General features: G+C 59.4%; 20 protein-coding genes. 4 read left to right on the forward strand and 16 right to left on the reverse strand.

The genetic code is table 11. The features are described from left to right. Nucleotides 1-188: 188 nt before the first annotated feature. From CFII64_RS15100 to CFII64_RS15150, 11 genes are all read right to left on the reverse strand, one after another. Nucleotides 189-437, reverse strand: coding sequence for a pyocin S6 family toxin immunity protein (locus CFII64_RS15100; RefSeq protein WP_020291663.1), 249 nt, complete (start codon nucleotides 435-437; stop codon nucleotides 189-191). A 31-nt stretch (nucleotides 438-468) separates the two neighbouring features. Beyond that, nucleotides 469-708 (reverse strand): pyocin S6 family toxin immunity protein, encoded by a 240-nt coding sequence (locus CFII64_RS15105; protein WP_020291664.1) that lies wholly within the window; start codon nucleotides 706-708, stop codon nucleotides 469-471. A 74-nt stretch (nucleotides 709-782) separates the two neighbouring features. Further along, nucleotides 783-1025, reverse strand: a complete 243-nt coding sequence (locus CFII64_RS15110; protein WP_020291665.1) for a pyocin S6 family toxin immunity protein — start codon at nucleotides 1023-1025, stop codon at nucleotides 783-785. Between the two features lie 15 nt (nucleotides 1026-1040). Further along, nucleotides 1041-1280 carry a pyocin S6 family toxin immunity protein gene (locus CFII64_RS15115; RefSeq protein ID WP_020291666.1) on the reverse strand — a complete coding sequence of 80 codons (240 nt, stop codon included), beginning with the start codon at nucleotides 1278-1280 and terminating at the stop codon, nucleotides 1041-1043. A gap of 53 nt (nucleotides 1281-1333) precedes the next feature. Then, the gene (locus CFII64_RS15120; RefSeq protein WP_020291667.1) at nucleotides 1334-1573 is read right to left on the reverse strand and encodes a pyocin S6 family toxin immunity protein; all 240 of its coding nucleotides are present in this window, start codon (nucleotides 1571-1573) and stop codon (nucleotides 1334-1336) included. A 75-nt stretch (nucleotides 1574-1648) separates the two neighbouring features. Continuing rightward, entirely contained in the window at nucleotides 1649-1891 is a 243-nt protein-coding gene (locus CFII64_RS15125) for a pyocin S6 family toxin immunity protein (RefSeq protein WP_020291668.1), read from the reverse strand. Nucleotides 1892-1917: 26 nt separating this feature from the next. Further along, entirely contained in the window at nucleotides 1918-2154 is a 237-nt protein-coding gene (locus CFII64_RS15130) for a hypothetical protein (protein WP_020291669.1), read from the reverse strand. Next, complete coding sequence (locus CFII64_RS15135; protein WP_020291670.1) at nucleotides 2151-3284, reverse strand: colicin E3/pyocin S6 family cytotoxin; 1134 nt, start codon at nucleotides 3282-3284, stop codon at nucleotides 2151-2153. The genes CFII64_RS15130 and CFII64_RS15135 overlap by 4 nt, the downstream gene beginning before the upstream one ends. Before the next feature lie 115 nt (nucleotides 3285-3399). Then, complete coding sequence (mmsB, locus tag CFII64_RS15140; protein WP_020291671.1) at nucleotides 3400-4287, reverse strand: 3-hydroxyisobutyrate dehydrogenase; 888 nt, start codon at nucleotides 4285-4287, stop codon at nucleotides 3400-3402. Nucleotides 4288-4382: 95 nt separating this feature from the next. Next, complete coding sequence (locus CFII64_RS15145) at nucleotides 4383-5909, reverse strand: CoA-acylating methylmalonate-semialdehyde dehydrogenase (protein ID WP_020291672.1); 1527 nt, start codon at nucleotides 5907-5909, stop codon at nucleotides 4383-4385. 57 nt (nucleotides 5910-5966) lie between these two features. Then, nucleotides 5967-7295, reverse strand: a complete 1329-nt coding sequence (locus CFII64_RS15150; RefSeq protein WP_020291673.1) for an MFS transporter — start codon at nucleotides 7293-7295, stop codon at nucleotides 5967-5969. A gap of 150 nt (nucleotides 7296-7445) precedes the next feature. Between CFII64_RS15150 and CFII64_RS15155 the strand changes: the two genes are divergently transcribed. Both CFII64_RS15155 and CFII64_RS15160 read left to right on the forward strand, forming a co-directional pair. After that, nucleotides 7446-8435 (forward strand): LysR family transcriptional regulator, encoded by a 990-nt coding sequence (locus CFII64_RS15155; protein WP_020291674.1) that lies wholly within the window; start codon nucleotides 7446-7448, stop codon nucleotides 8433-8435. Nucleotides 8436-8441: 6 nt separating this feature from the next. After that, complete coding sequence (locus CFII64_RS15160) at nucleotides 8442-9041, forward strand: GNAT family N-acetyltransferase (RefSeq protein ID WP_020291675.1); 600 nt, start codon at nucleotides 8442-8444, stop codon at nucleotides 9039-9041. Nucleotides 9042-9062: 21 nt separating this feature from the next. On the opposite strand, the gene CFII64_RS15165 is transcribed toward CFII64_RS15160, so the two are convergent. Together CFII64_RS15165 and CFII64_RS15170 are read right to left on the reverse strand one after the other, a co-directional pair. Next, nucleotides 9063-11012 carry a bifunctional diguanylate cyclase/phosphodiesterase gene (locus tag CFII64_RS15165; RefSeq protein ID WP_044901417.1) on the reverse strand — a complete coding sequence of 650 codons (1950 nt, stop codon included), beginning with the start codon at nucleotides 11010-11012 and terminating at the stop codon, nucleotides 9063-9065. A gap of 180 nt (nucleotides 11013-11192) precedes the next feature. Next, nucleotides 11193-11888 (reverse strand): helix-turn-helix transcriptional regulator, encoded by a 696-nt coding sequence (locus CFII64_RS15170; RefSeq protein WP_020291677.1) that lies wholly within the window; start codon nucleotides 11886-11888, stop codon nucleotides 11193-11195. Between the two features lie 74 nt (nucleotides 11889-11962). Between CFII64_RS15170 and CFII64_RS15175 the strand changes: the two genes are divergently transcribed. Continuing rightward, a complete protein-coding gene (locus tag CFII64_RS15175) occupies nucleotides 11963-13219 on the forward strand; it encodes an MFS transporter (RefSeq protein ID WP_044901420.1) in 1257 nt (418 codons plus the stop codon). A gap of 99 nt (nucleotides 13220-13318) precedes the next feature. Here CFII64_RS15175 and CFII64_RS15180 read toward each other — a convergent pair whose 3' ends face one another. From CFII64_RS15180 to CFII64_RS15190, 3 genes are read right to left on the reverse strand one after another with little or no spacing between them, the layout of a single operon-like run. Beyond that, complete coding sequence (locus tag CFII64_RS15180) at nucleotides 13319-14545, reverse strand: cytochrome c (RefSeq protein ID WP_020291679.1); 1227 nt, start codon at nucleotides 14543-14545, stop codon at nucleotides 13319-13321. A gap of 11 nt (nucleotides 14546-14556) precedes the next feature. Next, nucleotides 14557-16752 (reverse strand): molybdopterin cofactor-binding domain-containing protein, encoded by a 2196-nt coding sequence (locus CFII64_RS15185; RefSeq protein WP_020291680.1) that lies wholly within the window; start codon nucleotides 16750-16752, stop codon nucleotides 14557-14559. Between the two features lie 11 nt (nucleotides 16753-16763). Then, nucleotides 16764-17216 carry a (2Fe-2S)-binding protein gene (locus CFII64_RS15190; RefSeq protein ID WP_020291681.1) on the reverse strand — a complete coding sequence of 151 codons (453 nt, stop codon included), beginning with the start codon at nucleotides 17214-17216 and terminating at the stop codon, nucleotides 16764-16766. A gap of 592 nt (nucleotides 17217-17808) precedes the next feature. On the opposite strand from CFII64_RS15190, the gene CFII64_RS15195 reads away from it, so the two are divergent. Then, nucleotides 17809-18660, forward strand: a complete 852-nt coding sequence (locus CFII64_RS15195; RefSeq protein ID WP_020291682.1) for a sugar phosphate isomerase/epimerase — start codon at nucleotides 17809-17811, stop codon at nucleotides 18658-18660.

Below are 18660 nucleotides of genomic sequence, written 5' to 3' on the forward strand. Positions count from 1 at the left end.
CTTTGAGGGCATAAAACCTGCTCACTGCCCAGACCGGATAGAACTCCGCGAACTGTAGGAGCCAACTTGTTGGCGAGGCGTTGGTCCTGCGAGAACCAAAAATCGCCTCGCGAATAAATTCGCTCCTACGAGGCCGACGCAATCCCGCTGGAGTGAGGCTTGCCCGCGAAAAGGCCGGCACATCCGCCCTATACGACTGAAGCCTCAACCCCGATAAACAGCTTCAAATCAGTAGGCAATGGTTGTCCGATGATGCTTGATAGATGCGCTACCTGCTCGCTGGTGAGTAGCCACTCGCACTCCGCCATCGCATTAAGACTTCGATGACCCAGGAGCTGCACGATTTGCTCGTTGAATGATCGGTCGATATCCAGCTCAAATTTAAGTGAATCGTCTTCGGTACTGTCGCGCAGAAAACCACTGATGCATAGGTACATAAAATTCCTTATTTCTCTAAATTCCCAATGATTAGGCTACGAGCCCAATAAGCAGTTTCAAATCAGCTGGTAGCGGCTGCCCGAGGCTCGATGAAAGTTGTGTCACCTGCTCACTGGTGAGCAGCCACTCGCCTGCTGACATCGCATTAAGATTTCGATGGCCGAGGAGCTGCACGATTTGTTCAGTAAGTGATGGATCGATTTTCAATTCAAATTTAAGCGAATCATCTTCGGAACTGTCGAACAGAAATCCACTGATGCGTAGGTACATAGAATCTCGCATTTTTCTACTTTCCGACCAGACTTGGCTGGTTTGTTTTCTGGCGGACGTATTTCACTGGCGACCTACCTGCAAAGCCCGACGCTATACATCAAATCAGACCTGACCGACTCACCGAGCACTCTCAAGACCGCAGCCGCCTGTTCACTGGTTAGATCGTTTTCACCGACAGGTACATCCGCCAACGCCTGCCATCCCATGGCGGAAAGTACCTCCGTCTCCAACTCTTCTGGGACAGCATTTTTGTACTGCAATGAGTTATCCGGATTGGGATCGGGATAAAAACCGCTAATAGAAAGAAATGTCATAAGCGATGTACCTGACTAAGCCCTTACTCCAATGAAAAGGTCCAGCCCGGTAGGTAACTGCTCGTTGACCGCCATGGCTATCTGCTCAACTTGCTCGCTGGTGAGCAACCATTCTCCATCCGGGCCGTATTCCAGGCTTCTCCATCCAAGAATCCCAAGCACAACGGCTTCATGCTCTGGCTTAACGACGAGTTGGTATTTCAACGTATCGTCTTCAGAATCGTCTCGTAAAAAACCACTGATCCATAAAAACATTGCTGACCCCCAAATTTCTTTCGTGTCATCCGGCTGCTGTCGAAGCCTTCCGCTTACGCTTCAAGCCCGATAAGCAGTTTCAAATCAGTCGGAAGCGGTTGCCCGATGACGGAAGACAATTGCGCAACCTGCTCATCCGCAAGCAGCCATTCCCCAGCGGCCATTGCATTGATACTTCGATGCCCAAGGAGCTCTACGATTGTCTGGGTCAGCGCTGGGTCTATTTTCAGTTCAAATTTAAGCGAATCATCTTCAGTGCTGTCGAGCAGAAACCCACTAATGCACAGATACATAAAACCTCCTATTTCCCTATTCTGCGGCCCGTTCTGGCTGGCTTGGATTGCGGCCGAAATTACTTCGGTTATTACCTATCTGAAAAGCCCGATGCTTTGCATCAAGTCAGCTCTCATCTCATCACCTAGGATCTCCATCACCGCTACGGCCTGACCCTCGGTGAGATCAGTCTCACCTGGCGGTACATCCGACAGCGAGCCCCATCCCATTGCGTTGAGTACTTTTATCTCTAATTCCTGCGGCACAACTCTCTGGTAATGCAGTAAGTTATCGGGATTCCGCTCAGGGTAAAAACCTCTGATTAGTAAAAATGGCATGAGCCATGCTCCTGAGTCACCTGTGTTTATCTGTCAACATTGCAGGTCAACTGGAAAACATGGTTGCTGTCGTAAAAACGCCTACTAGCCAGGACCTCAATAGCCGCCGCTTGGCTGGCGGTTAAGTCATAACCTTCATCGCCACGCTGAGGTACCGACCAGCCCATGATTTGCGCGAGTTGCGAATCACTGCCGTCGGGCAGAATCACCTCAAAGATCAAGAGCTCGGATTCTTTGTTGAACGCTTCAATAATGTATTTCAAGGCTCCACCTCGCGAGTATTATCTGCTTCTTTGGTTTGCTCGCCTGTTTCAGGGTCAAACTCCCCTAGGTGCTTTCCACGCTTGTTGTACTTCTCTACGGCGCCATGCTGGCTGTCCCACTCGAAAATGAGCCCTTCTTTGCTTTTCCATCGCTTTCGTAAGCCTCCCCCTCCTTGAATCGTGGTTTTACGAGGAGCAATTTTGGCATCGGGAAAAGCAGTAAGTCCCCTTGGCGGTGGATGGTAGCCATGATCCCCACCAAACGGCCGCGCAAACACCACATAAAGCGACTTCCAGCCAACCCCCGCTGGAAACACCACAATACAATCTTCAACCGTGATGTCTTCGCCGGGGAAGCCTTCGATCTGGCTGTCGGTGTCTTCCGGGATCGGGTGGACGAGGATGTTGTTGAGGTGTGCGCCGCTGTTGTCAGGGTAGATCAGCGGTGGCATGGGGCCGAGGCGGCCGTCTCTGGGCGTCCAGATGATGGTGATGCCGTTGAGTTTGGCTTCCATCGCCGTCTTGTTGGCGTTCCACGTGGCTTGCACCGTGCGCACCGAGTCGTCGCCGGACGGTTTGCTGTGGATGCCGTAGACCTGCAACACGCCGTCTGGGTCCTGGCGAAACTGGAAGCGCACCCGCGTTGGCGCGTGCGTCAGGCTGCGCAATTGCTCGTCGGTGTAAAGCGTGCCGTCGCCCATTTTCTCGAGAAGCATGCCGAGGATAAGAATGCTCGCTGGCCCACCCAGGCCGCGTATCGCCCAGCTGTGGCGTTGTTGCATGATCCCGCTGCCGGCCATGTAGCCCAGGCCCAGGTCGGCGCCGAGTGCGAGGGCTACCGCAGCGCTGGCATCGGGCAGGAGCATGGCGCCCGCGAGCATTACTTTGCCGAAGTTTGACGCCGGTTCTACGGAGGTCCCGGCGTCGGTGGAACACCAATTACCCGGCGCGCAGGACTTGGCGAAAACCAGATCAGTGCGGGGTTTTGGCGCGGGCCATTTGTCTTCCTGGATGTAAACCGGTTCGGGCTTTTTGGGTGTGTTCCACGCCGCCCACGAAGCACCTCCGTTGGGCAGTCGCCGGTTTCTCAAATAACGTTCGAATGGGTCTTCTGGATCGTCCTTGCGCATGACTCCTCCCTGTAGCGCCTTTTGTCGGCGGGGAGGATGTCGACCCATTCGAGCCCAGTCAATTTAACGCGGTAACCGGAAATTTCAGCCTAATCCATCTGGCTAATCCTTTTGGCTAGTCCTTCTTGCGATACCCCTCAATGATCGCCGAGAAGTCCTTGCCGCCGTCGCCGCGCAGGCTCATGGCTTGATACAACTGTTGCGCCACGGCGCCGAGGATGACCGGTTGGTGTGCGGTGCGTGCGGCCTCAGTTGCCAAGGCGAGATCCTTGAGCATCAGTTCCGCGCCGAAACCGCCGGTATAACCCCGTGCAGCCGGTGCCGTTTCGACGATGCCGGGCCATGGGTTGTAGACCTCGGAGCTCCAGCAGCGGCCGGTCGAGCTGTTGATGATGTTGGCCAGAATCCCGGTGTCGATGCCCAGCGCGTCGCCCAGCGCCATGGCTTCGGAAACGCCGATCATGGAAATGCCCAGCAGCAGGTTGTTGCAGATCTTGGCGATTTGCCCGGTGCCGATATCGCCGCAATGCACAATGTTCTTGCCCATTTTCGCCAGCACCGGTTTCAGCACTTCGAAATGTTCGGCACTGGCGCCGACCATGAACGTCAGCGTGCCGGCCTGCGCGCCGCCGGTGCCTCCGGAAACCGGCGCGTCGCCCAGGGTCACGCCCTGTCTGGCGGCGATGGCGGCCACGTCGCGAATGGTCTGCGGGTCGATGGTGCTGCAATCCACCGCTGGCACTCCGGAGCCGATGCCCGCCAATACGCCGTCGTCATTGAGATAGACGCTGCGCACGTGGGCCGCAGCCGGCAGCATGGTGATGACCAGCTCCGCGCCTTGCGCCGCATGTTTGGGCGATTCACTGATACGCCCGCCCAAGGTGGCGAGTTCGTTGAGCACGGCGGTGTTCAAGTCGAACAGATGCAGATGATGCCCGGCCTTGAGCAGGTTGCGAGCCATCGGCGCGCCCATGTTGCCCAAGCCGATAAAGGCGATTTTCATGTTGTTCTCCCTGGCAGAGGTTGGATTTCCTCGTTGGAGCGAGGCTTGCCCGCGAAGGTCCGAACTGCAATTCGCGGGCGAGCCTCGCTTAACGGTCAACGCAAACTGATGGTGGTGTTCACCCCATCATTGACGCTGTCGTCATCGAACCAGCGGCTGGTGACGGTCTTGGTTTGAGTGTAGAACTGCACCACTTGTTTGCCGTATGGACCGAGGTCGCCGAGCTTGGAGCCGCGCGAGCCGGTGAAGCTGAAAAACGGCACAGGCACCGGAATCGGGATGTTGATGCCCACCTGGCCGACGTCGATTTCGCTCTGGAATTTGCGCGCCGCCGCGCCGCTTTGGGTGAACAGGCCGGTGCCGTTGCCATACGGGTTGGCGTTGACCAGCTCGATGGCCTGATCGAGGGTGTCGACTTCCAGCACCACCAGCACCGGGCCGAAGATTTCCTGGGTGTAGATCTGCATGTCGGTGGTCACGCCGGAGAACAGCGTCGGGCCGACAAAATTGCCGTCCTCGAAACCCGGCACCTGGATGTCGCGGCCATCGAGTTCCAGCGTCGCGCCTTCACGCACGCCGCTTTCGATCAGGTCGAGAATGCGCTGTCTGGCGCGTCTGGAAATCACCGGCCCCACATCGGTGCCCGCTTCGCTGCCGGCGTTGACCTTGAGCTTTTGCGCCAGGGCTTTGAGATCCGGCAGCCATTGTTTGGCCGCGCCCACCAGCACGACCACGGAGGTCGCCATGCAGCGCTGCCCGGCCGCGCCAAAACCGGCGCCGACCAAGGCGTTCAGGGTTTGCACACGATTGGCATCGGGCAACACCACGGCGTGGTTCTTCGCGCCCATCATCGCTTGCACGCGCTTGCCGTGTTCCCCCGCCAGCTTGTAGACGTGAGTGCCGACAGCGGTGGAACCGACGAAAGAAACGGCCTTGATTTCGGGATGGGTGCAAATGGCATCCACCACGGATTTACCGCCATGCACTACGTTAAGCACACCCGGCGGAATGCCCGCTTCGACCGCCAGTTCCACCAGCAGCATGGTCGACATCGGGTCCTGCTCGGAAGGCTTGAGCACGAAGGTATTGCCACAAGCGATTGCCATGGGAAACATCCACAGCGGAATCATCGCCGGGAAGTTGAACGGCGTGATCCCGGCGCAGACGCCGATGGGCTGGCGCAAGGTGTAGGTGTCGACGCCACCGGCAACGTTCTCGGAGAACTCACCCATTTGCAGCGTGCCAATTGAACAGGCGTGCTCCACCACTTCCAGGCCCCGAAAGATATCGCCTTCGGCATCGGCAATGGTTTTGCCCTGCTCGGCACTCAGCACCGCAGCGATGCGCGGCGAGTGCTCGCGAATCAAGGCCTGCAGCTTGAGCATGATGCGCATGCGTGCGCCGATGGGCGTCAGGCGCCAGGTCTTGAAGGCTTTTTGCGCGGCGGCAACTGCGGCATTCACTTCAGCATCGGTGGCGAACGGCACCTGGGCCAGCACTTGCTGGGTCGCCGGGTTGATGATGTCGCGCCATTCGCTGCTTTGCGATTCGACCCATTCGCCGTCAATCAGCATTTTTACGCGGGCCACCTTGGTGGTGTTTTTTTGCAGTGAAACGTTCATCGAAATCTCCTCCGAGCGGCCTGGGTTGACCGCTGACCATCTGTTATTCATTAAAGATCAGGACGCCCGATGCCGGGGCGGATCGCGCTTCATCAGCGCGGTGCACACCAGCGCCACAAGGCCCATGCCAATCAGGTAAATGATCACGTAACGCGGGCTGCCGTCGGCGTAAGCGAGTAATTTGGTGGCGATCATTGGCGCAAAACCGCCGCCCAATACACCGGCCAGCTGCACCGAAACCGAGATGCCGCTGTAGCGAATTTCGGCGGGGAACTGCCGGGCGAACAGCAGTGATTCCGGCGCGTAGAGAATCGGGAAAACCACACCGACGGCGAGCACCATCGCCCACCAGACCAGCATCGGCTCGCGGGTGCCGAGCATGGCGAAGAATGGATAGACGAACGCGCAGAGCAACAACAGGCCCGCAAAGTACAAGCGTCGTTGCCCGACCTTGTCCGACAGGTAGCCGCAAAACGGCATGGTGAACAACGACAGCGCCGCGCCGGCAGTGATTGCGTTCAGCACATCGGCGCGGGGGATTTGCAGCTGGTTGGCGGCGTAAGCGAGGGCGAAGGTCACCGACATGTAGAACCAGGCGTTTTCCGCCGTGCGCGCGCCAATGATCGTCAGGGTTTCCCGTGGATGTTCACGCAGCACTTTGAACAGCGGCACCTTGACGGCGATCTTGTCCTGCTTGAGCTTTTCGAAGTCCGGCGATTCCGGGACTTTCAGGCGGATCAGCCAACCGATGCCGAGCAAGACGATGCTGGCGATGAACGGCAGGCGCCAGCCCCAACTGAGCATGTCGGCCTCAGGCAGCTTGGCCACCAGGCCCATCGCCAGCGTCGCCAGCACCAGTCCCGCGCCGACACCGGTTTGCGGCAGGCTACCGTAGAAGCCTTTCTTGCCCTCCGGCGCATGTTCCACGGCCATCAACACCGCGCCGCCCCATTCGCCGCCCACCGCCATGCCTTGCAGGAATCGCATGAGCACCAGAATCAGCGCGGCCCAATAACCGATCTGCTCGTAAGTGGGGATCAGGCCAATGATGATGGTCGGAATCCCCATCATCATCAGGGTCACCAGCAACATCGATTTGCGACCGATCCGGTCACCGAAGTGACCAAAAATCACCCCGCCCAACGGTCGACCGAGAAAGCCCACCGCATAGGTGGCGAACGCAGCCAGCACGCCGGTGATCGGGTCAAGGGCGGGAAAGAAGATTTTGTTGAAGATCAGCGCGGCGGCAGTGCCGTAGAGAAAAAAGTCGTACCACTCGATGGTCGTGCCGGCCATGCTTGCCATGCCGGCAAGTCGATAGGATTTGGCGTTCTTCGCAGGGCGGGCACCAAGTGCGCCAGCGTCCGCTGTCATTGCGTCCTTCATAAACTCCTCCGCTTATTATTGTTGTGCAGGGTTTTATGGCGTGGGGTGTTGCCTGGGATTGTTGTGGCTACAGCCGGGTTGGTTCAAACCCTGCATTGGAGTATAGATGTGCAAACTTCTAATAAGAATGCACATAAAAGCAGGATCAACATGCAAAAAAACATCACCTCCCTGGGCCTTCTCAACTGGGATGACTTGAAGTTTTTCCTTGAGGTTGCCCGCACGCGCAAGGCCAGCATCGCGGCCAAACGCCTGTCGGTGGATTACACCACCGTGTCGCGACGGATCAGTTCTCTGGAGGGTTCACTCGGCACATTGCTGTTCGAGAAGTCACGCAACAACGGCTTTGTGCTGACTGCCGAAGGCCAACGTTTGCTGGGTTATGCCGAGTCCATCGAAAGCACGCTGCACATGGCCTGCGAGCAGGTTTCGGGCTCCAGCGTGGCGTTGTCCGGGCATATCCGCATGGGCTGCACCGAAGGTTTCGGCAGTTTTTTCGTCACGCCGCAGCTGAGCCACTTTCTCGATAACTACCCGGACATCTCGGTCGATATCCTGCCGCTGCCGCACTTCATCAGCCTGTCCAAGCGCGAAGCCGATATCGTCATCGCCCTGGAGCGCCCGGAACACGGGCCGTATGTCTGTTGCAAACTCTGCGATTACAACCTGCGGCTGTACGCGACCCAGGATTATCTGGACAACCACACGCCGCTGCACAGCACCGCCGACCTCGCCGCACACACTTTCATCAGTTACGTCGACGATCTGGCGTTCAGTTCGGAATTGCTCTACCTCAGCAACCTGCTGCCCGGCGCCCAGGCGCAACTGCGCAGCACCAGCGTCATCGCCCAATACCAGGCCGCGCTGCAAGGCCGCTCGCTGGCGATCCTGCCGTGCTTCCTCGCCGCACAGGACTCACGCCTGGTGCCGGTGCTGGAAGAGGAAGTGAAGATCACCCGGCATTTCTGGATGTACTGCCGAGAGGACTTGCGCAAGCTCAAACGGATTACCTTGTTGTGGGATTACATAAGACAAGTAACAGAACTGAATGCCCCGTTATTACTCGGCGAGTCGCAGGCGTTACGATTTGCAGATGCGGACGACATCGTGATAGTAAAACCCTCCCACTCATCAGCCTGATCGATCATGACCAACCCCCTTACCGGCTTCAGCCAACCCGCACTGGCGGGCAAGTCCATCGAACTGCTGCCGCTGCAAGCGGCGCACGCACCCGCGCTGTTGCAAGCGGCGGCCGATGGCGAGTTGTGGAACATGAAGGTGACGGTCATTCCAGGGCCGGAGACGGTCGATAAGTACATCGCGATTGCCTTGCAGGGTCGCGAGGCCGGGACGGTCATGCCGTTTGTAATCGTGCGCCACGATACCGGGCGCGTGGTGGGCAGTACCCGTTTCTGGAAGATCGACCGGGCCAACCGCAAGATGGAAATCGGCCACACCTGGCTGAGTGCGTCGGCCCAACGCTCGGGCATCAACACTGAGGCGAAGTATCTGCTGCTGGAGCATGCCTTCGAGGTCATGCAGGCGGTGCGCGTGCAGTTCACCACCGATGAGCTCAACGAAAAATCCAGGGCGGCGATTCTGCGCATCGGCGCCATACAGGAAGGCATTGTGCGTCACGAACGGATCATGCCCGATGGCCGTAAACGCAACTCCGTACGTTTCAGCATCATTGATGAGGAGTGGCCTGGGGTGAAGGCCATGCTTGCAGCTAAAATCCAGTCGTAAACAGTCGCCAAGAAACCCCGGTCAGCCCGTCGCCGCATCGGGGCTTTCCTGCGCCAGCCACGCTCGTGTTTCATCCGCAGATATGGGCCGCGAGAACAGGTAGCCTTGCGCCCACACCCCACCCAGACGCTTGAGCGCGGCCAGTTCGTCTTCGGTTTCAACCCCTTCGACGATGCATTGCAGCTGCATGTCATGGCTCAACGCGAGCAGGGATTTGACGATCTTGAAGCTCGCCGGGTTGAGGTGAATGCCGGTGACAAAGCTGCGGTCCACCTTCAGCTTGGTCAACGAAAGCGCATGGATCTGGCTAAGACTTGAGTAACCGGTGCCAAAGTCATCCAGAGAGATGCCACACCCCAGGCCGCGCAGCAAAGCGATGGCGCGCTGGGTTTGCGCCAGATCCTGGATCACTGCGGTTTCAGTGATTTCCAGATCCAGACACGCCGGGTCAAATCCGCTCTCGGTGATCACTTGGGCAATCTGCTGCACGGCTTCGGGAGAGCCGCAGTCGTGGGCGGAAAGGTTGAAGGCCAGACGAATGCCTGGCGGCCAGGCAGCTGCGGCGCTCAGGGCATGTTTCAGGAGCGGAATCGTCAGCTTGTTGATCAGCCCGATACGCTCGGCGACGGGAATGAATTCGCAAGGCGGGACGTTCCCCAGCTCCGGACTGGTCCAGCGCCCCAGCGCTTCAAAGGCCACAGTGAGCTGGGTGCGGATGTCGACGATGGGCTGGAACACCACGTGGAACTCTTGGTACAGGTCGGCCCTGCGCAGCGCTTGCTCGGTCAGGCCGTCGCGGCTGAGTTGCCGGCGGTGTTCGGCACTGAACACACTCAAGGAGCCAGGCCGCTGCCGCTTGCTTTGATACAGCGCGTAATCGGCGTATTCGTAGACTTCGGTGGCGCTGCAAGCCAGGTCCGGGAAGGTCGCGATGCCCAGTGACGCGCTGATCTGGATCGGAATGTCCACCAGCAGGAAAGGCTCACGCATCCTGGCACACAGGTTGTCGCCGAAAGCCCGCAGCTGCTGGTCGCTCCGGGCGTCGGTGATGATCAAGGCAAACTCATCGCCGCCCAGGCGCGCCAGATGTACGCCTTCGTCCAGCAGGCCGGTCAAACGCTGGCCGACCTGATACAGCAACTTGTCGCCGACGCTGTGGCCGTAGAGATCGTTGACCGGCTTGAAGCCGTCGAGGTCGATCAAACCCACCGCCAAACGCACGTCGCGCTCGCGAGCCTGGCTGAGCGTCGCATCGAGGTTGGAGAAAAACTGGCGACGGTTCGCCAGGCCGGTCAGGCTGTCCTGATTGGCGAGGCGACGGTTCTCGTCGCTGAGCTTTTCGGTGCGCGCCTGCATGTTCACCAGCTGGGTGAAGTCTGTGTACTGTGACTTGAGGATCGACAGCATCGCAATAGATACCAGCAACACGTTGATCGCGGTGGCAATGAACGTGATGTTGTTGGTGGTGGCAAAAAACACCACAAAGGCAATATTGACCACCGCCGCTGTGATCAACGCGGCCGGCAGCAGGTGCATCATGCAAAAGATGCAGGCGATCACCGTAATGGCCATGTAGAACGCGACGTGGGCCTGACTGTACACATCGCCATAGGGGAACAACGCCAGCGACCACGCCGTAAAACCCGCCGCCACCAGCAGCGAAAGCCGACTGGTGCGCGTGAGGATGGCGAGCATTTTCTCAGCCGGGGGTGGCGCACGCCGACAGGAACGCCACCACAAAGCCGCCCTCGTCACGCAAAAAATCGTCATGACCGCCGGGCAATAGACCACCAGCCAACGGGGAGCCGAGACGTAATGGGTAGCCGCAAGGGCGAAGCTGTTGATCAGCAGGATGAAGTACATCATTGGCAGCTGACGCGACAGCGCAATGTACTGCGCCCGGAGCAAACCGGGGTTGTCCTGGGGCGCGGACATCAACGCCCAAAAGCTACCGAACAGACTTCTCTTCATCAGGGGAGGGTTGTCTCTGAATGCAAAACAGATAAAACCGACCGGAGATATCTTTCCCAGTCAGGTACAGGAGCAGAATTGACAAGCTGCTTATCAATTCGTGTCGGCGGTACCTGAGGTTTCTTCAGTTTTTCCGACGGCGGACGCGGTCCCGGGAAATGAACAGCGCACGCTGCGGCCTTATTTCGCGCTGTCGAGACCAAAGCTTCGCGACAAACCGGCCAGCCCACCGGGAGTCAGACGTAGCGCCCGCGAGTCCAGATGCCGGACGACCCAACCGCGCTTGAGCATCAATGCCAGCAGCATCGCGCCAAGGGCGCCGCCGATATGAGGTGAGCGCTCGCTCCAGTCCATACACGGATAAGCGGTGCGCCTGCGCTGACGGCTTAAGGCTTGCGGATCAATCCCAAGCGCTGCCAGCGACGAAACGCCCTTCTCGGTCAAACGATAATCCTGACCCTGGGCTTCGATCCATTTCGCGCCGAGCAGCGCATCGTGCAGCTTGACCGCCAGCTCGCCCGCGCAATGGTCGTAGCAGGTGCGCGCGTAACGCAGCGCCGAGGGGGTCGAAGGCTTGAATGCAGGCGCCGGGATGTTCGCCAGGAACAACAAGGCTTCCAGCGCGGCGGCGACTTTGGCATTGGCCAGCCGGTAATAGCGATGGCGGCCCTGAACCATCAACTCAACCAGGCCCTGTTCCCGAAGACGGCTGAAATGGCTGCTGGCGGTCGAGGCACCGATGTCGGCGACCACCGCCAGTTCCGTGGCGGTCCGCGCATGGCCGTCGAGCAGACTGCAGAGCATCTTCGCCCGCGCCGGATCGGCAATGGCGCCAGCGATACTGGCCAGGCTGGTATCGGCACTCTGTGCATCCATGATTCGTTCAACCCCGAAGCGTCCCGTGTTGCGCCCATCATACTGGGCGGCAATCCACAGGGAAGAATTTGATGATGGCTCAGAACACTTTTTTTGGCCGCAATGTCGTCGCCGCCACGTTCATATTGGCCATGTTCGGCTGGGGTATCGGTTTCTACGGGCCACCGGTTTTTATGTACGCCGTCATCCAGCGCACCGGCTGGAGTGCGCAGTTGTGTGCAGCGGCGGTCACGGTGCATTTCCTGGCGGGCACTTTGGTGGTCGTGAACCTGCCACGGCTGTATCAGCTTTTGGGGGTGGCACGCATCACGGTGTCGGGCACTTTGCTGCTGAGTATCGGCGTGTATGGCTGGTCGATTGCGAGCCAGCCTTGTCAGCTGTTCATGGCCGCAGTGCTGAGCGGATTTGGCTGGGTGACCTTAGGCGCGGCGGCGGTCAATTCGATCATCGCGCCCTGGTTTGTCGTCAAGCGCCCGGCTGCACTGGCGATGGCTTACAACGGCGCCAGCATTGGCGGCGTGGTGTTTTCGTCGCTGTGGGTGTTCCTGATTACCAGGACGGGATTCAGCAACGCAGCGCTGATGGTCGGGGCGCTGGCTATCGTAGTGATCGGCGCCCTGTCGCTGCGGGTATTTCGCTACCAGCCTGAACACTTGGGTCAATGCCCGGACGGGTCAGCAATGAACGCAGCCGCACCGACCATCACGACGACGCCAGAAACCAGCGTCAGGTTGTGGGGTAACCGCCAGTTCGTGACCCTGGCCGCTGGAATGTCCCTGGGTTTGTTTGCCCAGATCGGACTGATCGCGCATTTGTTCCTGCTGCTGGCGGCAACACTTGGCGTGCAGCAGGCCGGTCTGGCCATGAGCGCGGCCACCGCCAGCGCAATCGTCGGGCGAACGCTGGTGGGCTGGCTGATGCCGATCAAAGCCAATCGCCGCGCTGTCGCCTGCCTGAGTTATGCAGTGCAGTTGCTAGGCGGTATCGTCCTGATCAGCGCAGAAGGTCATTCAGTATGGGTGTGGCTGGGCGTCGCGTTATTTGGCGCCGGTATCGGCAATGCCACATCGCTGCCACCGCTGATCGCCCAGGCGGAATTTGCCCGGCAGCAGAGCCAGCGGGTGGTGGCCTTGATCGTGGCAATTGCCCAGGGTTGTTATGCCTTTGCGCCAGCGGTGTTCGGCGCGGTGTTCACGATGACCAACGGAGCGCAATCGGGAACCTGGCTGTTTGTGTTGGCGGCAGTGTTTCAGGGATTGGCGATTGCGGTATTTGCGCTGGGTGGCAAGGCGCGAATCGCAAGCGCGCCTGTTATCGATGAGATGTTGTAGGACCGGCTTCAGCCGGGAGCAAGCCAGTACATTCGCAGCGGCTGCGTTGTCAGATCTTTCGCCCTCCCGGCTAAAGCCGGTCCTACGGACTGGTTGTTATCAATGCAACGAACCTGCCCGCCCTTTCGCGACGTCTGCTGCCTTGACCTCGCCATTGCTCTGCCCGAAGCGGCGCAGGACGAAGGTGCTGACGGCGGCGAGTTCGACGTCGCTGTAGGCGCGGGCGAAGTCGGGCATGCGTTGGTCGACGCGGCGCGTGCCTTGGGTGTGACCTTCCAGCAATGTCGCCATCAGGTTGGTGCCCGCTGGATCGTTGACGGTTTTCAGCCCCACCAGGGTTGCGATGGGCGACTGATTGCCGGTGCCGTCCAGGCGGTGACAGGCAACGCACGAGTCGGTGAAGACTTTGTGGCCCAGGCCTTTGTCAGCCTGATCGTTGATCGCGACGGTCGGCCGTGCAATGCCTTCACTGCGCGCGGGCGTCGATTTGAGGTACACCGCAATCGCATTCACATCCGCAGGCGTCAGGAAGCGCAGGCTGTGTTCGACGGCGTCGGCCATTGGACCACCCGCACCACCGTAACCTGGCGCATAACCCTGGGACAAATAACTGACCAGCGCTTCCTGCGGCCAGGCGCCGATCCCGTGTTTGGCATCGGAGCTGATGTTGTAGGCGCGCCAGTTGCCCAGTTCGCCACCGGCCAGGGATTTACCGGAGCTCATGGCCTGGAAGATATTGCGCGGGGTGTGACATTCGCCGCAGTGTCCCGGCCCTTGCACCAGGTACGCGCCGCGATTCCATTCCGCCGACTGTTTGCTGTCCGGCACGAAGCGCTCGTTGTCAGCGAATACGGCATTCCAGAAGAACATGCCCCAGCGCTGGTTGAACGGGAACGACAGGTCATTTTCCGGCGGCTTCTGGCTGATCGGCTCAAGGCTGAACAGATACGCCTTGATCGCCAGAATGTCTTCGCGGGGCATCATGGTGTAGGACGTGTACGGGAACGCGGGGTAGTAATGCTTGCCGTCCTTGCCAACGCCTTTTTGCAGGGCGCTGACGAACTCGTCGTCGGTCCAGTTGCCGATCCCGGTGTCTTTATCCGGGGTGATGTTCGGCGAATACAGGGTGCCGAACGGCAGCTTGAATTCCAGGCCGCCAGCGAACGGCTTGCCGCCCGGTGTTACATGGCAGGCCACGCAGTCGGCTGCGCGGGTCAGGTATTCGCCTTTGCCGATCAGGGCCGGATCCGCTGGTGATTGCGCAGCCTGGGCCATCAACCCGAAGCCTGCACCCAACAGGGCGAGCGCATAGTTAAACACTTTCATGACAGCGCTCCTTAAACAGTGAAATAGCCGAAGCGGCTCAGTGGAAGACGGCGCTCGCGTACTTTCGAAGCGGCGTGCAGCGCGTTGACCAATGCGGCAGCAACCGGCACGGCACCGGTTTCGCCGACCCCGCCCGGGCTTTCGGCGCTCGGCATCAGGTGCACTTGCACAGATGGCGCGTCGCTCATGCGAATCTGTCGATAGGCGTGGAAGTTGTTCTGCACCACCTGGCCTTTCTCGATGAGGATTTCGTTGAACAGCGCGGCCGACAGCCCGAACAGCGTGCCGCCTTCCATCTGTGAAGCCACCGAAGTCGGGTTGTTGACGAAGCCGCAGTCGATAACGGTGATCAGCCGCTTGATACGTACGCCCTTGTCGCCCTGCATTTCCAGCTCGACCACAGTCGCAACGAAGCTGCCAAACACCGCGCTCACCGCCACGCCACGGCCTTGACCGGCTGGCAACGGGGTTTTCCAGTCAGCCAGTTCCGCGGCTTTTTTCAGCACGGCCTGGGCGCGTGGCTGGTCCTGCATCAGGCTCAAGCGGTAGTCCACCGGATCGGCCTTGGCGTTGTGCGCCAGCTCGTCGATGAAACATTCCACTGCATAAGTACTGCGCAACGGACCCACGCCGCGCCACCAGGAAACCGGAATCACGTCCGGGTCCTGACGGATGTAGCGCACTTGCAGGTTGGCCAGTTTGTAGACCGGATCAATCGCCACTTCCACGGCATCGCCATCGACGCCGCTTTCCGGCAGCTTGCCGATGTACGCCGCCATGACCGAAGCGCCAGCAATGCGATGTTCCCAGCCGACCGGACGCAGATCCTTGTCCAGCGCGGCATTCAGGCGGTCGACGTAATGCGGGCGATAACGGTCGTGGGTCATGTCCTCTTCGCGGCTCCAGACCAATTTGATCGGGTAGCTGAGCTGCCGGGCGATGTCCACAGCCTGGAAGATGAAGTCCGATTCCAGACGACGGCCGAAACCACCGCCGATCAATTGGTTGTGGATAACCACTTTATCCACAGGCATGCCGCAGACTTTCGCCGCGCCCATCTGGGCAAAGGTCGGCGCCTGGCAGCCGACCCAGAGTTCACACATGTCCGGGCGCACGTGGGCGACGCAGGTCATGGGTTCCAGCGGCGAGTGGGACAGGAACGGCTGCTCATAAACCGCTTCGAAATGACTCGACGCGTTTTTCAACGCCGTGCCGATATCACCGGTCTGCTTGGCGAATACGCCATCTTTGGAGCTGGCGTCGAGCAAGGCCTTGTCCAGCTGCGCGGAATCGACAGCGGCGTGCGGGCCCATGTCCCAATCGATTTCCAGCGCTTTAAGCGCTTGCTGACACGACCAGAAATTCGTCGCGGTCACCGCAACGGCGTTGTCCAGGCGAATCACATCGCGTACGCCCGGCACCTTGCGCGCCGCGTCTTCGTTTTTCACGCCGCGCAGCTTGCCGCCGAATACCGGGCAGGTCAGCGTTGAGGCGATGAGCATGTCGGGGATTTTCAGGTCGATGGTGAACTGCGCCGAACCGTTGACCTTGTTGGGCGTGTCCAGGCGTTGGGCTGGCGTGCCAAGCAGTTTGAAATCAGCGATGGCTTTGAGCGGCACGTCGCTGGGCAGTGGCAATGCTGAAGCTGCTTGAACCAAGTCGCCATAAACGGCGGTCTGGCCTTTCGGTCCGAGCACCTGACCGTTTTCAGCGCGGCATTGGCTCGGCGCGACCTTCCAGCGAATCGCTGCGGCCTGGACCAGCAACACCCGAGCGCTGGCGCCCGCACGGCGCAACGGCTCCCAGGTATAACGAGTGGATGAAGAACCACCGGTGGCCTGGAACTGCAAAATATTGTCGGTGTACAAGGCACCGTTCGGCGGCGCTTCTTCGATGCTGACCTGGCTGAGCGGCACTTCCAGTTCTTCAGCGACCATCATGGCGATGCCCGTCTGCACGCCCTGACCCATTTCGATTTTTGGCGAAATAACGGTGACATGGCCGTCGAGGCCGACGCGCACGAATGCACCAAAACCCGGTGACGCGTTATCACCCAGTCGCGCCGCACTCACCGCCTCAGCGGCGAAGCTGCGATTGACCATTGGCGGCAACCAGGTGCTGATCACCAACCCGCCCAAAGAAAGCGCGCCACCTTTGAGCAGCCCGCGACGGGAAACCGTCGTGGCAGATCCTTTTACCTCTGACATGGTGACTTCCTTCAGGCTTGGCTGACGCTTTTGATGGCGGCGCGAATTCGCGTATAGGTCGCACAACGGCACAGATTCCCGGCCATGGCCGTGGTGATCTGTTCATCGTTGGCATCCGGATGCGCTTGAAGAAGTGCCACGGCAGACATGATCTGGCCGGGCTGGCAGTAACCGCACTGCACGACTTCGTGGGCCAGCCAGGCTTGTTGCACTTGCTGGCCGACCGGCAATTCGCCGACCGCTTCAATCGTCGTGACTTTACGTCCGGCAACGGCGCTGACCGGCAGCACGCAGGAACGCACGGCCTGGCCATCCAGGTGAACCGTGCAAACGCCGCACTGGGCAATACCGCAGCCGTATTTGGTGCCGGTCAGACCCACGACATCGCGCAGGACCCAGAGCAGTGGCATGTCGGGAGCGACATCCAGCTCATGTTCCTGACCATTGATCAGTAGTTTTTGCATCACAAAGCCTCTGGCATTCATCACGGTTTAGCGCTGATGCGTCGCCAGGGGCAACGCTGGTCCACAGCGATTTCGGTTCTATTCGGATAATTCTCTGGCTCCCCGGGACATGGCCGGGAATGCATACAAACAGCGCGCCCATGATCGGCCTGGGGTAAATCCCGTCCCATGAGCGAAAAAGAAGTAAACGCACTGACGTCAGCGTCAGCCGTAAAGCAGGATGTGAATAGTACGCTTGTGCCACCAAGTGACGGAATGCCTATAACTCCGGCGTTTATGCTGCTATCGCCATAAACGTCCACCCGTAGGACCGGCTTTAGCCGGGAGCACGCCCTCCCGGATGAATCCGGTCCTACGGACGGTGGCAACGGCCACGATTAGTTTAGAAATCTCTGAACTATGGATTTGAGCTTTCCTATTCTTCCCTTGCGTGATGCGCCCCTAAGATCGCCAGCATTGAGACCGTTCCAAAGAGATCGGCCCGCAGATTACGTTCCCGTTTGCTACTGCCCGCTAATGATTTTTTTGCTCCGGTCAACCAACACCGCGGGCGAGTTGCGCCAGTCGCTTGAGTAATCTTTGAGGTCGAACGATGAAACTGGAAATTTTCCGCACCCTTTGGGGCTACACCGCCAGCAAGACGCAAGCCCTGGAAGAACTGCTCAAAGTCGGCTTCGACGGCATGGAAGCCCGCCTGCCGCTGGGCACCGCCGAGCGTGCCGAGTTTGCCGCGTTCCTGCGCGCCAACCGCGTGGGCTACATCAGCACCGTATTCACCGCCTATGACGTGCTGCCGGAACAGTCGGCCACCGTTGCCGAACACTTGATCGACCTGGACAAAAAGCTCGGCTGGGCCGGCGAACTGACGCCGCGCTTCGTCAATGTGCTGGCCGGCAATGACCGCTGGCAGTTGCCGCAACAGGTGGATTTCTTCGGTCAGGCGCTGGATCTGGCGCGCAAGCACGGCCAGGTGGTGTCCTTTGAAACCCATCGCTCCCGCTCGCTGTTCAATCCATGGATCACCCTCGAACTGATTCGCCAACTGCCCGACTTGCTGTTCACCAGCGACATCAGCCACTGGATCGTCACCTGCGAACGCCTGCTCAACGACCCGGAAGACGACCTCGGCGCCTTCGTCGAGCGGGTGCATCACATTCAGGCGCGGGTCGGTTATGACCAGGGCCCGCAGGTTCCGCATCCCGCCGCGCCGGAATACGCCAAAGAGCTAACCTTCCACCAGCAACACTGGGAAGCCATCTGGCGTTCGCAACAGGCGCGTGGCTATCAAGTCAGCACGCTGACCCCGGAATTCGGCGCCGACGGCTACCTGCATCACTTGCCCTTCACCAATGTTCCGGTAGCCGATCTGTGGTCGCTGAACGTATGGATGGGCCAGACCGAGCGCGAACATTTCCAGCACTTCACTCAATCGACCCGTCGTTAA

It is taken from the genome of Pseudomonas sp. CFII64 (assembly GCF_000416235.1).
GTDB lineage: Bacteria > Pseudomonadota > Gammaproteobacteria > Pseudomonadales > Pseudomonadaceae > Aquipseudomonas.